Annotated in this window: 18 protein-coding genes; 14 read left to right on the forward strand and 4 right to left on the reverse strand. The window is 64.6% G+C overall.

The window, feature by feature from the left end:
• From AC5ZFO_RS31520 to AC5ZFO_RS31580, 13 genes are all read left to right on the forward strand, one after another.
• Nucleotides 1-1,074 (forward strand): ABC transporter ATP-binding protein, encoded by a 1,074-nt coding sequence (locus AC5ZFO_RS31520; protein WP_282524523.1) that lies wholly within the window; start codon nucleotides 1-3, stop codon nucleotides 1,072-1,074.
• A complete protein-coding gene (locus AC5ZFO_RS31525; protein ID WP_282524522.1) occupies nucleotides 1,071-2,030 on the forward strand; it encodes a sugar kinase in 960 nt (319 codons plus the stop codon). Before AC5ZFO_RS31520 ends, AC5ZFO_RS31525 begins: the two co-directional genes overlap by 4 nt.
• Nucleotides 2,027-3,064, forward strand: coding sequence for a tagatose 1,6-diphosphate aldolase (locus AC5ZFO_RS31530; RefSeq protein WP_282524521.1), 1,038 nt, complete (start codon nucleotides 2,027-2,029; stop codon nucleotides 3,062-3,064). The genes AC5ZFO_RS31525 and AC5ZFO_RS31530 overlap by 4 nt, the downstream gene beginning before the upstream one ends.
• 48 nt (nucleotides 3,065-3,112) lie before the next feature.
• Entirely contained in the window at nucleotides 3,113-4,240 is a 1,128-nt protein-coding gene (locus tag AC5ZFO_RS31535; RefSeq protein WP_282524520.1) for a mandelate racemase/muconate lactonizing enzyme family protein, read from the forward strand.
• A gap of 247 nt (nucleotides 4,241-4,487) precedes the next feature.
• A complete protein-coding gene (locus AC5ZFO_RS31540; protein ID WP_282524519.1) occupies nucleotides 4,488-5,720 on the forward strand; it encodes a branched-chain amino acid ABC transporter substrate-binding protein in 1,233 nt (410 codons plus the stop codon).
• 119 nt (nucleotides 5,721-5,839) lie between these two features.
• Nucleotides 5,840-6,787 carry a branched-chain amino acid ABC transporter permease gene (locus AC5ZFO_RS31545; protein WP_166349822.1) on the forward strand — a complete coding sequence of 316 codons (948 nt, stop codon included), beginning with the start codon at nucleotides 5,840-5,842 and terminating at the stop codon, nucleotides 6,785-6,787.
• Entirely contained in the window at nucleotides 6,784-8,064 is a 1,281-nt protein-coding gene (locus tag AC5ZFO_RS31550) for a branched-chain amino acid ABC transporter permease (RefSeq protein WP_282524517.1), read from the forward strand. The genes AC5ZFO_RS31545 and AC5ZFO_RS31550 overlap by 4 nt, the downstream gene beginning before the upstream one ends.
• A 17-nt stretch (nucleotides 8,065-8,081) precedes the next feature.
• Complete coding sequence (locus tag AC5ZFO_RS31555; RefSeq protein ID WP_063985356.1) at nucleotides 8,082-8,852, forward strand: ABC transporter ATP-binding protein; 771 nt, start codon at nucleotides 8,082-8,084, stop codon at nucleotides 8,850-8,852.
• Nucleotides 8,852-9,547: an ABC transporter ATP-binding protein gene (locus tag AC5ZFO_RS31560; RefSeq protein ID WP_282524516.1), complete on the forward strand. Its 696-nt coding sequence runs from the start codon at nucleotides 8,852-8,854 to the stop codon at nucleotides 9,545-9,547. Before AC5ZFO_RS31555 ends, AC5ZFO_RS31560 begins: the two co-directional genes overlap by 1 nt.
• A gap of 235 nt (nucleotides 9,548-9,782) precedes the next feature.
• Nucleotides 9,783-10,997, forward strand: coding sequence for an ABC transporter substrate-binding protein (locus tag AC5ZFO_RS31565; RefSeq protein ID WP_404979863.1), 1,215 nt, complete (start codon nucleotides 9,783-9,785; stop codon nucleotides 10,995-10,997).
• Nucleotides 10,998-11,100: 103 nt separating this feature from the next.
• On the forward strand, nucleotides 11,101-12,294 hold the full coding sequence (locus tag AC5ZFO_RS31570; RefSeq protein WP_028158959.1) for a CaiB/BaiF CoA transferase family protein: 1,194 nt from the start codon (nucleotides 11,101-11,103) through the stop codon (nucleotides 12,292-12,294).
• Between the two features lie 107 nt (nucleotides 12,295-12,401).
• On the forward strand, nucleotides 12,402-12,620 hold the full coding sequence (locus AC5ZFO_RS31575; protein ID WP_282524514.1) for a hypothetical protein: 219 nt from the start codon (nucleotides 12,402-12,404) through the stop codon (nucleotides 12,618-12,620).
• A 220-nt stretch (nucleotides 12,621-12,840) separates the two neighbouring features.
• On the forward strand, nucleotides 12,841-14,400 hold the full coding sequence (locus tag AC5ZFO_RS31580) for a L,D-transpeptidase (protein WP_282524513.1): 1,560 nt from the start codon (nucleotides 12,841-12,843) through the stop codon (nucleotides 14,398-14,400).
• A 93-nt stretch (nucleotides 14,401-14,493) separates the two neighbouring features.
• Here the strand turns inward: AC5ZFO_RS31580 and AC5ZFO_RS31585 are convergent, their stop codons facing one another.
• Nucleotides 14,494-14,898, reverse strand: a complete 405-nt coding sequence (locus tag AC5ZFO_RS31585) for a hypothetical protein (RefSeq protein WP_282524512.1) — start codon at nucleotides 14,896-14,898, stop codon at nucleotides 14,494-14,496.
• Nucleotides 14,899-15,052: 154 nt separating this feature from the next.
• Nucleotides 15,053-15,346, reverse strand: a complete 294-nt coding sequence (locus AC5ZFO_RS31590; protein ID WP_282524511.1) for a hypothetical protein — start codon at nucleotides 15,344-15,346, stop codon at nucleotides 15,053-15,055.
• A 266-nt stretch (nucleotides 15,347-15,612) separates the two neighbouring features.
• On the opposite strand from AC5ZFO_RS31590, the gene AC5ZFO_RS31595 reads away from it, so the two are divergent.
• Nucleotides 15,613-16,578: a GlxA family transcriptional regulator gene (locus AC5ZFO_RS31595; RefSeq protein WP_282524510.1), complete on the forward strand. Its 966-nt coding sequence runs from the start codon at nucleotides 15,613-15,615 to the stop codon at nucleotides 16,576-16,578.
• Between the two features lie 13 nt (nucleotides 16,579-16,591).
• On the opposite strand, the gene AC5ZFO_RS31600 is transcribed toward AC5ZFO_RS31595, so the two are convergent.
• Nucleotides 16,592-17,401, reverse strand: a complete 810-nt coding sequence (locus tag AC5ZFO_RS31600) for a class I SAM-dependent methyltransferase (protein ID WP_282524509.1) — start codon at nucleotides 17,399-17,401, stop codon at nucleotides 16,592-16,594.
• Nucleotides 17,402-17,499: 98 nt separating this feature from the next.
• Nucleotides 17,500-18,039, reverse strand: a complete 540-nt coding sequence (locus tag AC5ZFO_RS31605; protein ID WP_282524508.1) for a VOC family protein — start codon at nucleotides 18,037-18,039, stop codon at nucleotides 17,500-17,502.
• Nucleotide 18,040: the final 1 nt, after the last annotated feature.

Raw genomic sequence — 18,040 nt, forward strand, 5'->3', positions numbered from 1 at the left:
ATGGCCTCGATCTCGATCCGCAACCTCACCAAACGCTACGGCAATTTCACCGTGATCCCCGATCTCAATCTGGAGATCGCGGACCATGAGTTCGTGGTCTTCGTCGGCCCGTCCGGCTGCGGCAAGTCGACCTTGCTGCGGGTCATCGCGGGCCTCGAGCCGATTTCGTCGGGCGATCTCTATATCGGCGACAAGCGCGTCAACGGCGTGCAGGCCGCGCAGCGCGACATCGCCATGGTGTTCCAGGATTACGCGCTCTACCCGCACATGCGAGTCTACGACAACATGTCGTTTGCGCTGGAGCTGCGGGGCACGCCGAAGGCCGAGATCGACGCCCGCGTGAAGCGTGCGGCCGCACTGCTGCACATCGAGCCCTATCTCGATCGCAAGCCGAAGGAGTTGTCCGGCGGCCAGCGCCAGCGCGTCGCCATGGGCCGCGCCATCGTACGCAATCCCAAGGCCTTTTTGTTCGACGAGCCGCTCTCCAATCTCGATGCGAAGCTGCGCGGACAGGTGCGGGCGGAGATCAAGGCGCTGTCGCAGGAGCTGAAGACCACCATGGTCTTCGTGACACATGACCAGATCGAGGCCATGACCATGGCCGACCGGATCGTCGTGCTCCAGAGCGGCACGATCCAGCAATACGATACACCGGAGACGGTTTACGAGCGGCCCGCCAACCAGTTCGTCGCCGGCTTCATCGGCTCGCCCGCGATGAATTTCTTCCCGGTCGAATGGCGTCAGGAGCGCGCGATCCTGTCGCAGGGCGGAACGGTGGTGCCACTGGACGGCGAGACCGCTGGCCGCCTGAGCAAGGCCGGCAACGCCGTGGTGGGCATTCGCCCCGAACACTTTGCCATCGCCACTGATGCTGCCGATGGCATCGCCATCAACGTCAAGCTGGTCGAGCCGCTCGGTTCGGACACGCTGATCCATTTCGATGTCGCCGGCGGCTCCGCCATCGCGCGGGTCGATCCGGCGCTGCGGCCGAAGGTCGGCGATCGCCTAAGCCTGCGTCCGCAGCCGGGCAAAACGCATTTGTTCGCTGCATCCAACGGACAGGTCTTGCGGTGAGTGCGTCGGCAAACATCGACGATCTCTCGGCGCTGGCCGACCTCGCGTCCGGCACGAAGCCCGTGCACGTGATCTGCCTCGGCCTGTCCGCGCTCGACCAGGTCTGGCGCGTCGATCGGCCGTTCGCGGGTGGAAGCGAGAAGATCAAGGCGGTCGAGTACGGCACGCTCGGCGGCGGTATGGCCGCCAATGCGAGCGTGGCCGTGGCAAAGCTCGGCGCATCCATCGCGTTCTGGGGGCGGGCAGGGAATGACGCCGCCGGCCATGAGATGAAATCGGCCTTCACGGCTGAAGGCGTCGATGTCGAGAATTTCCGGCTGTTTCCCGATGGCCGCTCGTCCGTGTCCGGGGTCATCGTCGACAGCTCCGGCGAGCGGCAGATCGTGAATTTCCGTGGCCTTTACCCGGAAACCGCAGACTGGCTTCCGCTCGAAGCCGTCGCGCGCGCCTCCTCCGTGCTGGCCGATCCGCGCTGGGTGGAGGGAGCTGCGACGCTGTTCCGGGAAGCCCGGGCGCGCGGCATTCCGACGGTGCTCGACGGCGACATGGCCGATGCCGAGGTATTCGAACGGCTGCTGCCCTTGACCGACCACGCCATCTTCTCCGAGCCCGCGCTCGCCGCCTTTGCCGGCTCGGCCGAAGATAAATCTCTCACAGCCCTTGCGCGTTTCGGCTGCCGCGTCGTCGCCGTCACGCGCGGCGAGGGTGGCGTGAGCTGGTACGAGAACGGCCAGCTGCACCGGCAGGCGGCCTACGCCGTCGACGTCGTCGACACCACAGGCGCGGGCGACGTCTTCCACGGCGCCTATGCGCTCGCGATCGGCGCCGGCCTCGACGTGCGCGCCGCCATGGCGTTCTCGGCGGCGACGGCCGCCATGAAATGCCGCCACGCCGGCGGTCGTAACGGAATCCCCGATATCAACGAGTGTCTTGTATTCATGAGGACGAAGCCATGAGAACGATTGGAAAGAACCGCGGCCTGGCACGGCTTGCTGACGCGGATGGCCATTTTCGCATGGTCGCGCTGGATCAGCGGCCGCCATTGTTCGATGCCATCGCGAAGGCGAAGGGGATCACGCGGGACCAGGTCGAATATTCCGACGTCACGGCGGCCAAGCGTCTCCTGGTCGAGAACCTCGCGCCGCATTGCAGCTCGATGCTGTTCGACCCGAACTTCGCAGTGCCTGCCGCGATTGATCTGCTGCCGCCGCGCTGCGGCCTGATCATGACGCTGGAAGAGCACCGCGTTGAGGAAACCGCGGGCGGCCGCAAGTCGCGCGCGATCACCAATTGGAGCGTGGAAAAGATCCGCGCGATGGGCGGCGACGCCGTCAAGGTGTTGGCCTGGTACAGGCCGGACGCCGATGCCGCCGTGAACGAGCACCAGAAGCGCTTCGTGCGCGAAATCGGCGAAGACTGCGCCCGTCACGATATCCCGTACGTGCTCGAGTTGCTGGTCTACCCGTTCCTCGGCAGCGCCAATCACACGGCCGATTACGTGGAATCGCCCGGCAAGCTCCCGGGCCTCGTCATCGACAGCGTGCGCGAATTCGCCAAGCCTGAATACGGCGTCGATCTTCTCAAGCTGGAGAGCCCGCTTGCAGCCAACAGCCTGCCGGCGCGTGACGGCGGCGCGGCAGCAAAGGCCGCGCAGAAGGAGTTCGATGCGATCGGTGATATCTGCCGCGAACGCAGCATCCCCTGGGTGTTGCTGTCGGGCGGCGCTGCGCCTGAAAAATTCGAGCGCGTGCTCGACTACTCCTATGCCGCAGGCGCAAGCGGCTTCCTGGCGGGCCGCACCATCTGGCTGGATGCCGTCCTGAAGAACTTTCCGGACCGCGCAGCGGTGTCGGCCAGCCTGCGCAAGGATGGCCTCGGGGTGCTGGAACGGCTCAATCAGCTGACCACGGCCAAGGGCACGGCGTGGAAGGCGCGCTTCCCGGCGTTCGCTGATATCAAGCAGGAAGGTGACTTCGCGCGCGTCTACTGAGATGGTAACGGTCCCGCGTGGTCTCAACTCGGTCGCAGGACCTGCAATATGACGACAGGCAGCTTCACCATCCGCTCGATCGAGGCCTTCTGCTATCGCTATCCCCTGGCGACGCCGGTGGTGACGTCGTTCGGCAAGATGCTCACCCGCCCGGCCATCTTCGTTCGCGCGATGGACGAGGACGGTGTCGAGGGGTGGGGTGAAGCCTGGTCCAACTTTCCTGCACCGGGCGCCGAGCACCGTGCCCGGCTTGTCAATGAAGTGCTTGCGCCCGGCCTCGTCGGGCGCAAGTTCGACGGTCCTGCTCAGGCCTTCGAGGCTCTGACCAAGGGCACCGAGGTGCTCGCGCTTCAATGCGGCGAGCCCGGTCCGTTCGCGCAGGCGATTTCGGGCATCGATCTCGCGCTGTGGGACCTCTCCGCGCGTCGGCAGCGCTTGCCGCTGTGGCGGCTTCTCGGTGCGCAGTCGCGCAGGATCAAGGTCTATGCCAGCGGGATCAATCCGGGCGGCGCCGCGCAGACGGCCGAAGCCGCGCTCGCGCGTGGCCATCGCGCGTTGAAGCTGAAGGTCGGCTTCGGTGCCGAGACCGATCTCGCCAATCTGGCCGCGCTGCGCGCGATCGTCGGTGCGGGCATGCTCGCCGCCGATGCCAATCAGGGCTGGTCGGTCGATCAGGCGCTGGAGATGCTGCCGCGGTTGGCCGCGTTCGATCTGCGCTGGCTGGAGGAGCCCATCCGGGCCGACCGGCGGCGCGAGGAATGGCGCAGGCTGCGGGCGTGCGCGACGATGCCGATTGCCGCCGGCGAGAACATTTCGAGCGTCGAGGGATTCAAGGACGTCCTGGCCGAAGACGTGCTCGGCGTCGTTCAGCCCGACATCGCGAAATGGGGCGGGCTGAGCGCGTGCGCTGGCCTGGCGCGCGACATTCTGAAGGCGGGCAAGACGTTCTGCCCGCATTATCTCGGCGGCGGCATCGGACTGCTCGCCTCGGCGCATCTGCTGGCGGGCATCGGCGGCGACGGCTGGCTCGAGGTCGACGCCAACGACAATCCGCTGCGCGACCGGTTCTGCGGTGCCGTTGCCAATGTCACTGATGGTACGATCGTCCTCGGCGAGGAACCGGGGCTCGGATTCACGCCAGACCTGTCGGGAATCGCGGACTATCGCAGCCTGTAGACGGCTGCGACACCTGCGTCGTCGGGCGCCCCGCGCAGGCGAGTTTCCGCTTGCGTTCTATTCCTCGTCGCGGAAAGCTGCCGGCGAGACGGGCAGCCGCCTTCACATTTCATAACGATGGCCGGAGCCATGTCTCGCCGAGCTTGAAAATCAAAGTTCGTTCTGCTCATTAGGGATCTGCAATTGCGCTGCAACATGCGCAAAAAGCCCATCGACTAAAGTCGATAGCCAGCGAGGAAACGAAAAAATGCGCAAGCTCACTTTGGCCATTGCCGTGATCGCCCCGATGCTCGGTCATGCCGCGTCGGCTGAGGACACTCTCAAGATCGGCTACATCGATCCGCTCTCCGGCGGTGGCGCCAGCGTCGGCGAGGGTGGTCTGAAGACATTCCAGTATCTTGCCGACGAGCTCAACGCCAAGGGCGGCATTCTCGGCCACAAGATCGAGATCGTGCCGCTCGACAACAAGACCAATCCGCAGGAGAGCCTGGTGCAGGCCCAGAAGGCGATCGACGCCGGGGTCCACTACATCACGCAAGGCAACGGCTCATCCGTCGGCGCGGCGCTGTCGGATTTCGTCACCAAGAACAACACGCGCAATCCCGGCAAGGAAGTGCTGTACTTCAACTACGCCGCCGTCGATCCCAGCCTGACCAACGAGAAGTGCAGCTACTGGCATTTCCGCTGGGATGCGAGCTCCGACATCAAGATGGAGGCGCTCACCAACTACATGAAGGACACCGCCTCGATCAAAAAGGTGTACCTGATCAACCAGGACTATTCGTTCGGTCAGTCCGTCCGCTCCGACGCGCGCAAGATGCTCGGTGCCAAGCGGCCCGACATCCAGATCGTCGGCGACGAGCTGCATCCGCTGCTGAAGGTCACCGATTTCTCGCCCTATATCGCCAAGATCAAGGCGTCCGGCGCCGACAGCGTCGTCACCGGCAATTGGGGCCAGGACTTCGCGCTGCTGCTCAAGGCTGCCGCTGACGCCGGCCTGAAGGTCAACTGGTACACCTATTATGCCGGCGGCGCCGGCGGCCCCACTGCCGTCAAGCAGACCGGTCTCGATCATCAGGTCTTCCAGATCACTGAAGGCTTTGCGAATTCCGGCAACAAGGCCGCGATGGATTACGAGAAGGCGTTCCGCGCCAAGGTCAATCTGTCGCTCTGGTACCCGCGTGCGGTCAACGAGATGCGCATGTTCAAGGCGGCGGCCGAGAAGGCCAACTCGATCGATCCTGTGAAGGTGGCGGCGGCGCTCGAGGACCTGAAGTTCGAGGTTCTGGACGGCGGCACCGGCATCATGCGCAAGGACGACCACCAGTTCCTTCAGCCGATCTACATTTCGTCCTTCGGCAAGCTGACCGAGAACGAGCCGTTCGACGAGGAAAGCACCGGTTGGGGCTGGCACCTCGTCTCCAAGGTCGACACGCCGCAGGCCATGGTCTCCACGACCTGCAAGATGGCGCGGCCGTAATCACGACATCCGTCGTTTTCCCGCGGCCGACATCGGTCGCGGGAAGGCGGTGGCCGGACTATTCTTGATTGGGCGATGTTCACCGGGGCCATCAGGCCCCGGTCAGAGACGAGTGCGCTGTGCTTGAACTCATTGTCATTTCGACCCTGAACGGCGTGCTGTTCGGCATGCTGCTCTTCCTGCTGTCGAGCGGGCTGACCGTCATCTTCAGCATGATGGGCGTGCTCAACTTCGCACATGCCAGCTTCTACATGCTCGGCGCCTTCTTCGGCTTCCAGCTCACCAAGTGGATCGGCTTCTGGCCGGCGCTGGTGCTGGCGCCGCTGCTGGTCGGCGCCATCGGCATGGCGGTGGAGCGCTACGGCCTGCGCAACACCCACAAGCACGGCCATGTCGCGGAATTGCTGCTGACCTTCGGTCTGGCTTTTGCGATCGAAGAAATCGTGTCGATGATCTGGGGCAAGAGCCCGGTCGACTATCGCGTCCCGGCGCTGCTCGACTTCCCGGCCTTCACGATCTTCTCGACCAACTATCCCGCCTACAAGCTCTTCATGCTGGCCGTGTCGGTCGTGATCTTCGTGGCGCTGCTGGTCGTGCTCAAGCGCACCCGCGTCGGCCTGATCGTGCAGGCGGCGCTGACGCATCCGCATATGGTCGGGCATCTCGGCCACAATGTCGGGCGCGTGTTCATGGTGGTGTTCGGTGTCGGCAGCGCGCTCGCCGGCATTGCCGGCGTCATTGCCGGTCCGGCCCTGGTGACGCAGTCGGACATGGCCGCGGCACTCGGGCCCATCCTGTTCGTCGTCATCGTGTTCGGTGGCCTCGGCTCCTTGCCGGGCGCTTTCATCGCCTCGCTCGTCATCGGCCTGGTGCAGACTTTTGCGGTGGCGCTGAACGGCTCGCTGGCGAGTGCGTTCGGACCGCTCGATCCGTCGACGGGACCGTCGGTCCTCACCGACATCTGGAACGTCACGATCGCGCAGGTCGCGCCGATCGTTCCCTATATGCTGCTGGTGCTCATTCTGATCGTTCGCCCCATGGGCCTGATGGGGACGCGCGAGTCATGACCGCCAAACCGATTTCGACATCGAAGCCCGCCGGCGACGGCCTGCGCTTCTACGGCGTCTGGCTGATCGGCATCGCCGCGCTGATCGTCCTGCCGCTGATCTTCTCCTCCGGCGGCTCGCTGACGTCCTTCAGCCTGATCGGCATCGCGATCGTCTTCGCGCTCTCCTACAACATCCTGCTCGGCCAGACCGGCCTGCTGTCGTTCGGTCACGCCGTTCACTATGGTCTTGGCGGTTTCGCGGCCTGCCACATGATGAATGCGGTGGTGTCGCACGGCTGGCCGATCCCGCTGCCGTTCATTCCGCTGTTCGGCGGGATCGGCGGTCTCGTCTTCGCGATCATCATCGGCTGGGTCATGACCAAGCGCGCCGGCACCGTGTTCGCGATGATCTCGCTCGGCATCGGCGAATTGGTGGCGTCGTCCTCGCTGATCCTGCGCTCGGTGTTCGGCGGCGAAGCCGGCATCACAACGGATCGCACGGCGTTGCCCAAGATGTTCGGCTGGTCGTTCGGGCCGCAGGTTCAGGTCTATTACGTCATCGCGTTCTGGCTGGTGCTGTCGGCGATTGCGATGTACGCGCTGACGCGGACGCCGCTGGGGCGGATCAGCAATGCCGTCCGCGACAATCCCGAGCGTGTCCAGTTCATCGGCTACGATCCTCACGTCGTGCGCTATCTCGCTTATTGCTTTGCCGGGTTCTTCGCGGGCGTCGCCGGCGGACTGACCGCGATCAATTTCGAGATCGCGAACTCCGCGCTGCTCGGTGCGATCCAGTCCGGTCTGGTGCTGTTCTCCACCTTCATCGGCGGCATCGCCTATTTCTTCGGGCCGATCCTCGGCGCGATCCTGGTAACCTATCTCCAGCTCGGGCTGACAGGCCTCACCAGTGTCTGGCAGCTCTATTTCGGCATCATCTTCATCGGCATCGTGATGTTCGCGCCGGGCGGTATCGCCGGCCTGTTGATGATGCACCGGCCGCTGGTTCGCGCCGGAACGCTGTGGACGGTGATCCCGTCCTATCTCGTCGCTGTTGTGCCGACCGTGGCGCTCGCCTGCGGCGTCATCCTCACCATCGAGACGGTCGCGCGCTATTCCGGCGGCGACCCGATCAACCTGTTTGGCATTCCCTTCAATGCGAAATCCCCGGTGACGTGGGTTGCCGCAGCCGTCCTCGTCGTCGGCGGCGCGTTCGTCGCGCGGCTGACCTGGCGGAGGATCGCGGACGCGTGGGACAGGGCTGCGACGGTCGCCCGTGACCGGGGGTATCTGGCATGAGCGGAGCGGTATCTGGCATGAGCGGAGCGGTGCCCGGAAAAAGCGCAGCCATCGAAGTCCGCGCCGTCGAAAAACGCTTCGGCAATGTCGGCATCATCCGCGACCTCAACCTCAGCGTCGCGAAAGGCGAGCGTCACGCCGTCATCGGCCCGAACGGCGCAGGGAAATCCACGACGTTCAATCTGATCAGCGGCCACATCAAGCCGACCTCGGGCGAGGTGAAGCTGAACGGCGATGTGATCTCCGGCCTGCGGCCGTTCGAGATCAACCGGCGCGGCCTGTCGCGCTCGTTCCAGGTCACCAACGTGTTCGCCCGCATGTCGGTCTGGGAGAACGTCCGCTGTGCCGTGCTGTGGGCGACGGGGCATCGCTACGCCTTCTGGAAGAACGTCGACAGCCTGCCGGAAGTGCGCGAGCGCACGGCCCAGATCCTGGACGACATTCATCTCACCCATCGCCGCGATGTTCCGGCGGGCCTTCTCACCTACGCCGAGCAGCGCGAGCTCGAGATCGGCATCACCATCGCGAGCGGGGCCACGGTCGTCATGCTCGACGAGCCGACCGCCGGCATGAGCCACGCCGAAACCGACCGCGCGGTGTCGCTGATCCGGCGGCTGACCGAGGGCAAGACCCTGGTCATCGTCGAGCACGACATGAGCGTGGTGTTCGGCCTTGCCGATCGCATCTCCGTGCTGGTCTACGGCCACATCATCGCATCGGGCACGCCGGAAGAGATTCGGCGCGACCCGAAGGTCAAGGAAGCCTATCTCGGCGAGGAAGCGCACTGATGCTCGAGGTCAGGGATCTCCACGCCTATTACGGCAAGAGCCACATCCTCCAGGGCGTCGACCTCGATGTCGCCGCAGGTGAGGTCGTGAGCCTGCTCGGCCGCAACGGCGTCGGCCGCTCCACCACGGTCAAGGCGATCATGGGCGAGGTCGCGCCGCAGGGCACGATCCGCTTCAAGGGCAAGGACATCGCCGGCCTTCCGAGCCACAAGATCGCGCGCCTCGGCCTCGGCTATGTCCCTGAGCATCGCGATATCTTCCCGAGCCTGACGGTTCGCCAAAACCTCCTGCTCGGCGTCAAGGACACGCGCCGTCCCGGCAAATGGCGGCTCCAGGACATGCTCGACATGTTCCCCAATCTCGCCGCGCGCGCCGATACGGCCGCGGGCGTGCTTTCGGGCGGCGAGAAGCAGATGCTCACCACCTGCCGGACGCTGATGGGCGATCCGGACCTGATCATGATCGACGAGCCGACCGAAGGTCTCGCCCCGCTGATCGTGCAGCAGGTCGGCGATCTCATCGCCCGCATCGCGCAGGCCGGCGTCGCAATCCTGCTCGTCGAGCAGAAGCTCTCGATCGCGATGCGGATCTCGAAGCGCGTCTACATCATGGGCCACGGCCGCGTCGTGTTCGAGGGGACGCCGGACGAGCTCAAGGCCAATGCCGCCGTGCGCCAGGAATGGCTCGAGGTCTGACGCGTGGCTCGAAGTCTGACGCTCACATTGTCGTGTGACGCGCGCGCAAAATAGAACGGCTGCAAGCTGCGCATACGCATCTGAATTCTTCGCTACATCTCACGCTTCATAATCAAGGTATCGTCGCGCTCGCCGGCATCGCAATCGATACGGCCGATGATAACCAAGAAGAAAGTGGAGGGCGCCGGCGGCAGCCTGTGAGCTCGCGCGTCGATGCGTCTTGCCTGGGAAGGAGATGCCGAGCATGCCGGGAAGACAACTGGTCCGTGGAGTCATTGCTCTGCTTGGGGCGCTGGGCGCAGCTTCGGCCGCGACGGCCGGAAACTACGACACCGGCGCGACCGACACGTCGATCAAGCTCGGGCAGACCATGCCCTACTCGGGACCGGCTTCCGCCTATTCCGCGATTGGCCGCGCCGAGATCGCCTATTTCAAGATGCTCAACGACAAGGGCGGCATCAACGGCCGCAAGGTCGAGCTCCTCAGCATGGACGACGCCTATTCGCCGGCGAAGACGGTGGAGCAGGTGCGGCGCCTCGCCGAGAGTGACGAGGTGCTGGCGATGTTCTCGATGCTCGGCACCGGTCCCAACATCGCCGCGCAGAAATACCTCAACGCCAAGAAGATTCCGCAGCTGTTCCCGTCGAGCGGCGCCAGCCGCTGGAACGATCCGCAGCATTTTCCCTGGACCACCGGTTCGCAGCCGACCTACCGCACGGAAGGCCGCATCTATGCCAAGTGGATTGTTGCGAACAAGCCGAATGCCAAAATCGCCGTCATCACGCCGAACGAAGATCCCGGGCGCGACTATCTCGCCGGCTTCAAGGAAGGGTTAGGGGAGCACGTCAACCAGATCGTGTCGGAGGCCACCTACGAGACATCGGATCCGACGGTGGACTCCCAGATCGTCAAGTTCAAGGCTGCCGGCGCCGATGTTGTCTTCAACGAGTGCACGCCGAAATTCGCAGCGCAGGCGATCAAGAAGATCGCGGAGCTCGGCTGGAAGCCGCAGATCATTCTGCCGGCGGTCTCCAACTCGGTCGGCTCCGTGCTGGTGCCGGCCGGGCTCGATAATGCTGTCGGCATCGTCACCGGCGCCTTCCAGAAGGATCCCGGCGATCCGCGCTGGGCCGATGATCCCGGCATGAAGGCCTGGCGCGACTGGATGAAGACGTACAATTCGGGCGCTGATCCGGCCGACATCTTCAATGTCACCGGCTACACCATGGCGCAGATGATGGAGCTGGTGCTGCAGCGCGCCGGCAACGACCTCACGCGCGCCAATTTGATGAAGCAGACGCAGTCGTTCAGGGATGTCGAATTGCCGATGCTGCTGCCGGGCATCAAGCTCAACACCTCGGCCGAGCAGGTGACGCCTATCCGGCAGTTGCAGATGGCGCGCTTCAACGGCAAGTCCTGGGAGCTGTTCGGCGACGTGATCGGCGAATAGGATCGACGTCAATGTGACGGACGGGCTGGCACCAGCCTTGCCCGCCTGTCCTGCCCGCCTGTCTTGTCCCGCAGTTGCTTCCTCCAACCACAGTGAAACGACGATGACACCGACCGGCCCCCTCAGCGGTATCCGCGTTCTCGATCTGACGAGCGTGCTGTTCGGCCCCTACGCCGCGCAGATGCTCGGCGATTGGGGCGCCGATGTCATCAAGGTCGAGCCGCCCGCGGGCGATACCTGGCGCTACACCGGCGTGTTCCGGAACCGCGGCATGAGCGGCCAGTTCATGGCCGTCAACCGCAACAAGCGCAGCCTTGCGCTCGACCTGAAGCATCCCGACGGCAAGGCGGCGCTGGCGCGACTGATCCCGACGGTCGATGCGCTCGTCACCAATGTGCGACCCGCCGCGATGGCGCGGCTCGGCTTCGGTTATGAAGCCTGCGCAAAACTCAATCCGCGTTTAATTTACGCCGCGGCGACCGGCTTCGGGCAGGACGGGCCGTGGGCAGCGCGCCCTGCATTCGACGAAATCATCCAGGCGGCTTCAGGCCTTGCGTCATCGATCGGATCGGACGAGGAGCCGGAATTTGTTCCGAGCCTGATCGGCGACAAGATCTGTGCAATGGCGATGGTCGGTGCGGTGTCTGCGGCTCTGTTCCGGCGCGAGCGCAGCGGGCAGGGCCAGATGGTCGAGGTGCCGATGCTGGAAACGATCGCGGGCTTCAACAGTATCGAGATGCTGGGCGGGCACGCGTTCGATCCGCCGATCGGCCCGACCGGCTACAAGCGGATGAAGAACCGGCGCCCGGTGCAGACCAAGGACGGCTGGCTGACGATGCTGCCTTACTCCGGAGACAATTGGTGCGCCTTCTTCGAGGCTGTCGGCCGCCCCGAACTGATCGAGGAGCTCGGGGTGCGCGATCCCGTGCTTCGTTCCCAGAACATCGACAAAGTCTACGACCGCATGAGCGAGATCGGGCCGACCCGCACCACCGCGGAGTGGGAGGAGCTATTGCTGCGGCTGGACGTGCCGCACACCGCCTTCGCCCGGCTCACCGAGATCGGCGAGCAGCCGCATCTCGCCGCCGTCGCGCTGTTTGCGGATATCGATCATCCCTCGGAAGGCCGAATCCGGCAGGCGCGGCCCGCGACGAAATTCTCGGAAAGCCCGGCCGGCATCCATCGCATGGCGCCGCGCCTCGGCGAGCACTCGCGTGAGGTGCTGCGCGAGGCCGGCCTGAGCGATGCGGAAATCCAGGCCGCGGTCGACAGCAAGGCGGTCGGGGTCGCGTCTTGAGCCGGCCGGTGTTCAGGAACCGTCGCGCATCTCTGTGATGACGGTCACATCCTGCGGTCTCGGGCGGGCCTAGCGTAGGTCTGTTCATCTTCGCCCCGGATACGGTCATGACCGCCACCGACTTTGCTTTCGTTTTGCGCAAGCTGGGTCTTGCCGCTGCCCTCATCTGCGTCCTCCTGAGCGTTACCGTGTTCGCGGTCCTGCTGATCGTGGAGCACGAACCGGTCGGGCAGGCTGCCGCGCACGCTCTGCCGCTCATGGTGTATGCGCTGTTCGGCCTGTTCGGCGCTGCAATGACACGGCTGATCGGGCGCCGAACCCCCTAGCCGGACATTGTGCCGCAGCGATTCGTGACCAGCCCCGGGCCAGCCCCGGCCCCAGGCCACCTTCCGCCTGCGCGAGCCCTCGTATATGAGAGATTTGCCGCCTGATAGGTCCGAATATTGCCGGATACGGAACGCAAGGTGGCTGGGAATTCTTAATCCAAAGATCGCAATCTGACGTGATCGACGGAAGGCGCGGACTGGTACTGGACCGGGGAATGGCATGAAAGACCTGATGACGACGGCGCAATCCACCACGGCGATGCGGCGTTGGCGGCCCCCCGGACTTGCTGTGCTCGCAACGGCCGTTGCCCTGACGGCGCTGATCGGAAGCGCCGAGGCGGCCAAGCAGGCCCGCCAGCCGGCCGAGGCGGTGGCGCCGCGCGAGGCCGGCGAGCCGATCATGGCGATCGTGTCGATCAAGAGCCAGCAGGTCACTTTCTACGATTCCGACGGCTGGATCCTGCGCGCGCCGGTGTCCACCGGCACCACGGGACGCGAGACGCCGGCCGGCGTCTTCGCCGTCGTCGAGAAGGACAAGGACCACCGCTCGACCATGTATGACGATGCCTGGATGCCCAACATGCAGCGCATCACCTGGAATGGCATCGCGCTGCATGGCGGGCCGCTGCCGGGCTATGCCGCTTCGCACGGCTGCGTGCGGATGCCCTTCGGCTTTGCCGAGGGGCTGTTCGACAAGACCAACATCGGCATGCGCGTGATCATCTCGCCGAACGACGCGGCCCCGATCGATTTCACTCATCCCTCGCTGTTCGTGCCGAAGCGCGAGGCCATCGCGGCCGTGCCGGGCCGGGCCGACAAGCTCTCCGCTGAAGCCGAGGAGGCGGTCCAGGCTGCCGCTGAGGCCAAGAAGGCTGCGGCCGCGGCCGCGAAGGAGGCCGCGTCGCTTCCCGCGTCGCTGCGCAAGCTGGAACAGCAGAAGGCCAAGGCCGATTCCGAGCTCGCCTTCGCCGACAAGAAGATCGCGGCCGCCAAGACCGATCAGGCGCGGGCGCAGGCCGAGGAGCTGAAGCAGAAGGTTGCGACCAAGGCCGCCGACGCTGCGTCGGCGCTCGATGCCGCCAAGGCCGCCGCGCAGCCGAAGCGCGACGCCGTTGCTGTCACCAAGGAGGCCGCAAAGGTCGCGGCAAGCAGGAAGGCCGACGCCGTGACGGCTGCAACCGACGCCAAGCTCGCCCTCGAGCCGGTGTCCGTTTACATCAGCCGCGCGACGCAGAAGCTCTACGTGCGGCGGAACACGCACAAGCCGGCGCCGGATGGCGGCGGCGAAGTGTTCGACACCAGCATCGAGGTGCCCGTCACCATCCGCAATCCCGACCAGCCGCTCGGCACGCACATCTTCACCGCGATGGCGAAGACCGATACCAGCCTGCGCTGGAGCGTGGTCACGATCGAGGACAGCGACAACGCCAAGGACGCGCTCGACCGCATCACCATTCCGCAGGACGTCTGGGATCGCGTCGGGCCGACGGCATTGCCGCGTTCGTCGATCATCATCTCCGACGAGCCGCTGAGCGCCGAGACCAACTACCGCACCGAGTTCGTCGCGGTGCTGAGCAATCATCCGCAGGGTGGCTTCATCACCCGCAAGCCGACCGCGCCGCCCCCGATGGAAATGGCAAGCGACGAGGGCTGGGGCAATGGCGGCAACGGCTTCGGCTTCTTCTTCCAGCAGCCGAACCCGCAGCCCGTGAATCCGCGCCGCCGCGGCCAGTATCAGTATTATCAGCCGGCGCAGCCGATGCAGCGGGGCTTTTGGTAGGACGCCGCACGCGTTGGGCCGCCGTCGTCGCCTGAGCTGAACATAGCTGTCGTCGGCGACCGCAGCGGCGCCGACGACGGGCATTCCGGCTGTCTACTGTGGACCCGTCGACATGCCCTGCAACTGCCGAAGCGGATTGAGCGGGCCAAGCGGGATCAGCTCGAAGCTCATGAGATGAGCCTGGCCCAGGGGCAGCTTTTCGAGCATGTCATGAGCGGCCGCGATATCCGTGACGTTCAGGATGAACGCGACGCCGACACGATTTTGCAGCGAGTACCACTGGTCGATTTTGCCATCGAGATAGAGCTTCACCGTCTCGCGCACTTCCGTCGGCAGGATGGCGCGCGCGGCCGCGGCATCGGCGCCGGGGTTGATCGTGCCGATTGCAAGAATGCGAGTGGTCGGTGTCGGTGGCGTGGGTGACTGCGCGCGTCCGGGGACGGCGTAGGTCAGGCACAGGGCGAATGCCAGGAGACCGGCAGCGAGTGTAAGCTTCATTTGAAATCCTCCATGTCACGAGGTTTACGCTCTTCATTTAGTCATGCTTCGCCGGCAGCGATTTGCCGCACGTTGCATCGCCGCCGTGGAACGGCGGCGATGCGGGCCGGTTCGGAAGGTTGATGGAAGCGTCGCGTGTCGGCCCGACGCGCGGTCACTTGCCCTGGATGAGCATGCCCAGCGGCGCGAGCGGACCCACCTGCATCAGCTCGTAGGTGGCGAAGCCGTCGGTGACGAGCGGCAATGCTTCCACGGTCGCCTTGGCCTGTTCGATGGATTCGACGTTCATCAGGAAGACCACGCCTGGCTTGTCCTGGCGAAACCAGAACTGCTCGATCTTCCCGTCGAGATACAGCTTGAGCGTGGCCGGCACTTCCCTCGGCATGATCTGCTGCCGCTGCTCCGGTGTCGGTGCCTTGCCGATGGTGCCGATGGCGATGACTTTCATGTGGGCTCCTTTGGATTGCTGGTTGTCAGTGGACGGCATCGGATCAAAGGACCTCTCGCAATGTTGGCAGAAACGCCATTTTTAGAGGCGTTTGCGCCATAGCTTCCTAGAGCGCGCATCTGGAATAGCGTTGTTTATTCAGATGATTGCTTCTATCTATCGATCGCTATGAAGGAATTCGTTCCGGTTGCCGTTGCATCGCAAGCTAGGCTTGCTTCCGTTCGAACGGTATTGTCGTAAACGACAACTTTGAGAGCGTTTCCGCCATGCGCATTCAATTGCTCGCCCTGGAGGGATTTTGGGACACCGGGCTGACCGTGACGCTCGATGCGTTCACGATCGCCAACAATTTCGCAGCCGCCCAAACGGGCGGAGCGCCCCATTTCGATGTCTCAATTGTCGGCGTGCGGAAGAAGGTCCGATCCGGGCAGGGCTTTGCGATCCCCGTCAAATCGGTAACGTCCGATCTGAAGCCGGACTGGGTCATCGTGCCGGCGTTGAATACCAGCCGGCCGGAACAGCTGATTCCGGCGCTCGACCGGCGCGATGTCAGAGAGGCAGTGAAACAGCTCCAGTCCTGGTACGCCGAGGGCGCGCGCATCGCCGCGTCCTGCATCGGTACCTTCGTGCTGGCGGAGGCGGCGCTGCTTGATGGACGGGACGCGACCACAACGTGGTGGCTGTCCCCCTTGTTTCGCCAACGCTACCCCAATGTTCGTCTCGATGAGACACGCATGCTGGTGACATCGGACCGCGTCGTCACGGCGGGCGCTGCGATGGGGCATCTCGATCTTGCGCTGTGGTTCATACGCCAGGCGAGCCCCGAGCTCGCGGCCGTCGTGTCGCGTTATCTGCTCGCCGACCTGCGCTCCCTGCAGGCGCCCTTCATCATTCCCAATCACCTCGCGCAGGCCGATCCGCTCATCCAGCGTTTCGAGCGCTGGGCGCGCGAGCATCTCAAGCAAGGGTTTTCGCTGCAGGACGCTGCCAGTGCGCTCGCGACGAGCGCACGCACCTTGCAGCGCCGGTGCGAGTCGGTGCTCGGTAAGTCTCCGCTCTCCTACTTTCAGGATCTGCGAGTCGAGCGCGCGCAGTCGCTGCTGCATGGCAGTGGTCTCGACGTCGATGCGATCGCCGCCGAGGTCGGCTATGAGGACGGCGCGACGCTCCGGACGCTCTTGCGGGAACGGCTTGGACGCGGCGTGCGCGAGCTTCGCGCAAACCTGCGCTGAGGGCCCGCACCTACTACCGCGCCTCGATCACGATCGCCTGAATTTTGCCTTCGACCGCTCCGGACCCATGGCGCGATCGGAGCGCCTCGGCCACGAGGTCGGTTGCTGCCTGAAGCTTGCTGGCATCCCTGGCCTCGATCTCGTTTCGAAGCGGCGTTCCCTGGCAGTATGCGAACGCCACATACTCGGCCGACGGCGCGCGGCTCACCGCAGCAAGCGTTTCGATCGAGATGTGGCGGAAGCCCGCTTGTTCCAGGTCGACTCTGATAATGGCCTTGTCGTGATAGCCATGCGGCGTTCGCACCATGAAACGGGGCGGATCATCGGGAAACAGTTTTCCGAGCGCGGCGGTGGCGTCATCAGCGAACACGTTCTCCTCGATGCGGTCCCAGACGTTGAATACGAACGTGCCTTCCGGCCGCAATACCCGCTTTGCCTCGGCATAGCCTTTGACACGGTCGGGAAAGAACATGACGCCGAACTGGCAGCAGACCGCGTCGAACGCGGCGTCGCCAAAGGGCAGGGCGGTGGCATCCGCCTGACGCCATGTCATGCGCGGGTCCTCACCCTGGCGCTGCGCCGCGATCGCGAGCATCGGCTCGTTGAGATCGGTTGCGACGTAACGGATGCCGGGAGGCCGCGCCGCGGTCACAGCCCGCGTAAGGGCGCCGGTACCTGCCGCGGTTTCCAGTATCGTCGACGGGGAAAGAGCCGCGATACGCTTCGCGATGTCGGCGGCGTAGTGGGCAAAGATCAGCGGGACGAGATACTCGTCGTAGATTTTCGGAATCGAGCCGGCAAAAACCTTGTCAGTGTCGGACATGCTTGCCTCGCTGAAGGTTCGGACACGAGCTTCATGCTACCATGGATGTGGTCTCACTACACCAGCAGCCTCTTCCTGGCGCAAGCCGGCGATCGGAGCTACGATTTCGCTCCGCCGACCTCGCGGATCGCCCGCGTTCCGTCCCAGGTCATGGCTGCCTGCCGGACCTTCTCGAAGAACGGCCCCTTGGTGCCGCTGATGTCGGAGATCTCGATCACCGTGCCCGGGTGGGCCTGCGTGTCGAAATAGGCAAAGCGCCCCCTGTCGCCGCCGATCTGGCCCTCATGGCCGACCTTGTAGCCGAGCCCGATCGCCTTGTCGTAGAGCGCCCGGTAGTCATGGCTCCAGTAGGACATGTGCTGCAGGCCTTCGTGGCCGGCGTCGAGGAACTCCCTGTACAGCGAGGGGGCGTCGTTGCGCTGCTGGATCAGCTCGATCTGAAGATCGCCGGAATTGGCCAGCGCAATGCTCATCTCGACCGCGGAATCCCGGCCGCGATGGCGGAACCAGTCGGTCTTGACGCGGTCCATGTAGTACCAGGGACCGACGCCCATCACCTCGATCCAGTGCTTCATCGCGGCGTGAATATCCCGCACCACATATCCGTTCTGGCGCACCGCGCCGAAGATGCGGCTCATG

Source organism: Bradyrhizobium sp. Unk1, from assembly GCF_059512345.1.